Below are 6,002 nucleotides of genomic sequence, written 5' to 3' on the forward strand. Positions count from 1 at the left end.
CTAGTCCCTCAACGATGCATTAAACTGTTCGGCCAGTGTGGCCACCACGTTATCAACTACTAGATTGATATCTTTCTCTTCGAGTGTTCTATCAACCGATTGCAGTGTTAGAGCAATCGCCAAACTCTTATAATTTGGCTCAATACCTTTGCCCTTATACACATCGAATAAGTTTAGGTCAACTAATTGATTTCCGCCAACTTTTTCTATCGCTGTTAAAATATCGCCAATATTTACGCTCTCTTGCACTAAAATCGCGATGTCGCGGCGATTTGAAGGGAATTTAGACACCCCTGCAACTTGCGGTAAATTTCTTTTTTCGATTGCCGACATTTCAATTTCAAACACGAAAGTAGCATTATTGATATCTAACGACTTTTGCGCTTGAGGGTGTAATGCACCAAAAAAACCAACCTTTTTACCAGCAACATAAATTACCGCTGATTGACCAGGATGCAAACCGTCTGACTGCTCTGCTTTAATTTCAAAGCGGCTCATATCATTGGTAATTGCCAGTAGTGCTTCCACGTCACCTTTCACATCGTAAAAATCGACGTTGCGTTTTTCTTCAACCCAATGTTCGCCATGCGCAAGACCGGTAATTACACCGCCAATTACTGGCACTTGGTTAACACCGTTTTCGGCATTTTCGTCACTTAAAAATTTAAGGCCGTGTTCAAATAGACGAATACGCGGTTGCTGACGATTTTGGTTATACGCTAGCGACGCCAATAAGCCAGGCATTAAGCTTACTCGCATTGCAGACATTTCAATTGAAATTGGGTGCGGTAATACTAGCGGCTGACTTTCTGGGTGCAAAATAGCTTGCGCTTTAGGGTCGACAAAACTGTACGTAATAGCCTCTTGATAACCACGGGCTACTAGCGTATTACGAAACTTGCTTAGTGCGATAGTCGCTTCGTTATGGGTAGTCATTTTAAGCTTAGCAGTCGGTGCAACATTAGGAATACTGTTGTAACCGTAAACACGCGCCACTTCTTCAATTAAATCTTCTTCAATACGCACATCAAAACGGTAACTAGGTACATCTGCACTCCAGCTGTCGTTTTCAACTTTTACGTTAAAACCTAAGCGAGTTAAAATATCAGTAACTTTCTCATCTTCAATATGATGGCCAATAACACGGTCTAAACGGCTACGACGTAAACGAACCTCAGTCACTTTAGGTAGTTTATCTGCGGCAACGGCTTCAACCACTGGGCCTGCTTCACCGCCTACTATTTCAAGTAGTAACGCTGTTGCACGCTCTATTGCATCATGCTGTAGCGCAAAATCAACACCACGCTCATAACGATGCGATGCATCTGTGTGTAAACCGTAGCTACGTGCTTGCCCAGCTATTGCTACAGGGTTAAAAAATGCGCTTTCAAGTAATATATCAGACGTTTTATTTGTAACACCCGATTGCTCGCCACCAAAAATACCCGCAATGGCTAGTGCTTTATTATGATCGGCTATCACTAATGTAGATTCGTTTAATTTAACGCTATTACCGTCAAGTAAAACTAGCTCTTCACCGGCGTTTGCACTACGTACTTTAATTCCACCTTCAATCGCATTTAAATCAAATGCATGCATTGGATGGCCAAGTTCAAGTAATACATAATTAGTAACATCAACTACTGGGTCGATTGAACGCACACCGCTGCGACGTAGTTTTTCAACCATCCATAACGGCGTTGCTGTATCAAGGTTAATGCCTTTGATCACACGCCCAAGGTAGCGAGGACATGCATCTTCATTAACTAATTCAATCGATACTTTATCGTCAATTGTTGCTGTAACCGCTGGAATTTGTAATACGTTTACGTCAATGCTGTTAAGTACGCCCACTTCGCGCGCTAAGCCTTTTATACCTAAACAATCACCACGGTTTGGTGTTAAATCAACATCAATAATATTATCATCAAGGCCTAGGTATTCACGTAAATCTGTACCTACTGGCGCATCGCTTGGCAATTCCATAATGCCATCGCCTTCTTCGCTAATACCTAGCTCAACAAAAGCACACAACATGCCATTTGAAGGTTGGCCACGTAACTTGGCTTTTTTAATTTTAAAATCACCAGGAAGCACTGCGCCAACAGTTGCAACCGCAACTTTAATGCCTAAACGACAGTTCGGTGCGCCACATACGATATCAAGTAGTTCATCACCACCGACATTAATTTTGGTAACGCGTAGCTTATCTGCATCAGGATGTTGTCCACATTCAACAACTTCACCTACCAATACACCATTAAATTTTGCTGCTGCAGGTGTTACGCCATCAACTTCTAGGCCAGCCATAGAAAGCTGTTCCGACAGAGCTTGCGTATCAATGGCTGGATTAACCCACTCTCTTAACCACTTTTCACTAAATTTCATATTATTGTTTCACTCTTAACGGAACTGGTTTAGGAATTTTAAGTCATTTTCAAAAAATGCACGTAAATCGTTTACGCCATAACGCAACATAGTTAAGCGCTCTACACCCATGCCAAAAGCAAAGCCGGTGTATTTTTCAGGATCAATGCCCACAGACTTAAGAACGTTAGGATGTACCATGCCGCAGCCTAATACTTCTAGCCACTTGCCGTCTTTACCCATTACGTCTACTTCTGCTGAAGGTTCTGTAAAAGGGAAAAATGAAGGACGGAAACGAATTTCCATGTCTTCTTCAAAAAAGTTACGCAGGAAGTCGTGTAAAATACCTTTAAGTTCAGTAAAGCTCACATCTGTGTCGACCATTAAGCCTTCAACCTGATGAAACATAGGCGTGTGCGTTTGGTCATAATCGTTACGATATACACGTCCAGGAGAAATAATACGCAGCGGCGGTTGCTCAACTTCCATTGTACGTATTTGTACGCCACTCGTTTGCGTACGCAATACCAGCTTAGGGTTGAAGTAAAAAGTGTCGTGATCAGCACGGGCTGGATGATGCTCAGGAATATTTAACGCATCAAAGTTATGAAAGTCATCTTCAACTTCAGGACCCGATTTAACTGCAAAGCCTAACTCACCAAAAAAGCTTTCTATGCGCTCAATGGTACGTGTAACCGGATGTAGGCCACCAGTAGGCATAACACGCCCAGGTAATGTTACATCGATAGTTTCAGCGGCTAGCTTTTCTTCTAGCGCTTTACTGGCTAACAGCTCACGTTTATCGTTTATAGCAGCTTGCACATCTTGTTTAGCTTGATTAATAACTTGGCCCGCTTCTTTACGCTCTTCAGGGGCAATTTTGCCTAACGTTTTAAGTAAGCTGGTGATCTCGCCTTTTTTGCCAAGGTAATTAACCCGCATTTCTTCTAACTGCGCGATTTCACTGGCACTGGCTACCGCCTCAAGTGCTTGCGCTAATATATTTTCTAAGTTCATTGGATACCTGATCTTTCACAGAAGGTGATTGCTGTTAAGTAATAACTTATGATAACTGAAAGCAGTGCCTAGATTCTAGACCTACTAGAGCTTTAACGTTGATTTTATAAAAGGAATTGTTAATTTTCGTTGTGCGGCCATAGATGCATGATCTAATTTGTCTAATACGTCGAGTAATGTACGCATATCACGGCTTAAGCGCGTTAATAAAAATCGGGCGCATTCGTCACTTAGCTCTAAGCCACGCATTTTTGTGCGTTTAACTAAAGCTTGTGCTTTATCGTCATCGCTCATTGAGCGAATTTGCAGTGTAGTTCCCCATTTTAGCCGCGATTCTAAGTCTGGTAAGCTAATATTTAGCATGTCGGGGAGTAAGTCAGCGGTCACCACTAACATTTTTTTAGGCTCGTTAAAGCGATTAAAAAAATTAAATAAGGCCTTTTCCCACGCATCATCACCCGCTACCAAATGCACATCATCTATGCATAAAACATCAAGGGCTTCTAAGCCTTCTAATACCATAGGGCCAAAATCAATAACTTCTCGCATAGATAACAGCATATTTGATAAGCCGCGCTCTTGCGCTTGAATACACGTAGCGTACAAAAGGTGAGATTTCCCTGAATCGCCCAAACCACATAAATAAGTGTATTGAAAAGATTGCGACAATTTTGAAAAACTGTCTTTTAAATGACTTACTTCTAAAGAGTCCTCACCACCAAAGTACGAGGTAAAGGTTTCGTCATCGGGCAAAGTAACCGGCAATGCCATTTGCATTGGCTCATGAGTTAGCATTACTCACCAATCCATTGATACTCTAAACTGTTTTTATCAACAATATGATAAAAAGCACTTGGATCAACATAATCTCTAAACGCAGCATCAAGCCCTAATGCTTTTTTTAAATCAACCACACTACCCGTATGATTAAGTTTGAACTCAACTAAATCTGGGGTTTTTCGTATAATAGTAGCCTGAGTTACCACACTTAAATTTGATAACCGGCGTTTAGCCAACTCAATATCAACAAAGCTTTGCGTACCTTTTAGAGTTAAAGTTGCCGCTGCTTGCTCGTAATAAGCATTCGGATCAATTGCATATTCATTAGCTAGCCCTTTCGCTAACGTATCTATCATTTGCGCAACAACTTGTTGTTTATCACCCGTTAATCTATTTAATTCAAAAAGATCATCGTTAGTAAATCGCCAATCTAAAACCCAGTTTTCACTATCTGGTTGCTTATACATTCTGGCTGTAATACTGCGCTCAGCACTATAACGCTTAGAGGCCTCTTCTACTGGCTCTGAAAAGTTACCCCATACTTCAGGAATACCTACTAGACGTCTGTCTTGTAAATCAAGTAAAGGCACCACAACCGGTAAACCACGTCGCCCTGCTTTATCGTATATTAACTGTTCTAGTTGTGGGTAGCTTTCTTGAGTAACTAGCTCTCTGCGCCAGTTATCTTCAATTCCTAACCATATTGCAATTAATGGTCGTTGCACACCCCATAAGGGTAAACCGAGCTCTTTAATTAATGCATTAATTTTTCGCGCTTCAAATTTAACAACAAGTTTTAAGTTACCGGTTGTACTCTCGTCGTACTCAAACTTGAGCATGTAGTCTGAAATATCTTGAGTTTTTTGTTGCGCTAAGCTGTTTTGATCAGCACTTTCATCACCGCTGACTTTCACTAGAACATTCAGCAATGCTTTACGACTTGCTGCTAAACGCGTGTCTCGAGTTTTATCATCAACTTTTAAAATATCTTGATAAAGATCAGTTACTTCAACCGCTGATGCAGTAAAGCAAAATATAATTGATAAGGCACTTAATAATAATCTATACACAGGCTATTTGTTCTTAGTTTTAAACTGATTTGATCCTAAATCAAAGCAACCCACAAAGCAAAATTATATTTTATTTGTAGGAAAAAGTGCTAGGTGCTAGGTACTAGGTACTAGCAGAGATTGCTGATGGGGTTATTTTTGTCTAACAATTTAATGTTTTTATACTAATCGCATAAAGTTAATGAGTAATTTAATATTAAATAACGAGCTCAATAACAAAAGGATAATTAGAATCGGAGTCTTTAATTGGGCCTGGTAGTGTCTTAATGCCCACAGCAGTGGAGAGTCACAGTGCAAATACACCACACTCATTGACTAGTGATGATGTTTTTATGATTTGAATGTCGGTGCGCTACTTCGTAGCGACAACGCAGTAGAATGTCGTAGTGCCCACAGCGGTAGAAAGTCACAGTGTAAATACCCCACATTCATTGGCTAGTGGTGATGTTTTTATGATTTTTTATGATTTGAGTGTCGGGTGTCGCTACGCTCGCCCAACCTACGCGGGAGACTTGTGTACATTATTCACCCACATTTCACTTTTCTACAATTTAGAGCCTGGCAATGTCGTGGTGCCCACAGCAGTGGAGAGTCACAGTGCAAATGCTACACACTCTTTGTGTCGGGGCGGCCTTCCGCGGGGCTCGGCCTTCGAGCTGTTTCGTTTCACTACTGAGTTCGGCATGGGCTCTTGGCTATTTATTAAATTACAGACGTAAAAAAGCCCGACTATTTCTAGTCGGGCTTTCTACAATTTGGAGCCTGGCA

General features: G+C 41.2%; 4 protein-coding genes. All 4 read right to left on the reverse strand.

Annotated features, from left to right (window positions below):
* Window positions 1–2,388 carry a phenylalanine--tRNA ligase subunit beta gene (gene pheT / locus J5X91_RS15795; RefSeq protein ID WP_086994471.1) on the reverse strand — a complete coding sequence of 796 codons (2,388 nt, stop codon included), beginning with the start codon at window positions 2,386–2,388 and terminating at the stop codon, window positions 1–3.
* Between the two features lie 15 nt (window positions 2,389–2,403).
* On the reverse strand, window positions 2,404–3,384 hold the full coding sequence (gene pheS, locus J5X91_RS15800; RefSeq protein ID WP_011328576.1) for a phenylalanine--tRNA ligase subunit alpha: 981 nt from the start codon (window positions 3,382–3,384) through the stop codon (window positions 2,404–2,406).
* Window positions 3,385–3,468: 84 nt separating this feature from the next.
* Entirely contained in the window at window positions 3,469–4,179 is a 711-nt protein-coding gene (gene hda / locus J5X91_RS15805) for a DnaA regulatory inactivator Hda (RefSeq protein WP_172459224.1), read from the reverse strand.
* Window positions 4,179–5,234: a DUF2066 domain-containing protein gene (locus J5X91_RS15810; RefSeq protein WP_011328578.1), complete on the reverse strand. Its 1,056-nt coding sequence runs from the start codon at window positions 5,232–5,234 to the stop codon at window positions 4,179–4,181. Before J5X91_RS15810 ends, hda begins: the two co-directional genes overlap by 1 nt.
* Between the last annotated feature and the right edge of the window lie 768 nt (window positions 5,235–6,002).

The sequence above is a fragment of the Pseudoalteromonas sp. K222D genome (assembly GCF_017653575.1).
GTDB classification, from domain to species: domain Bacteria; phylum Pseudomonadota; class Gammaproteobacteria; order Enterobacterales; family Alteromonadaceae; genus Pseudoalteromonas; species Pseudoalteromonas nigrifaciens.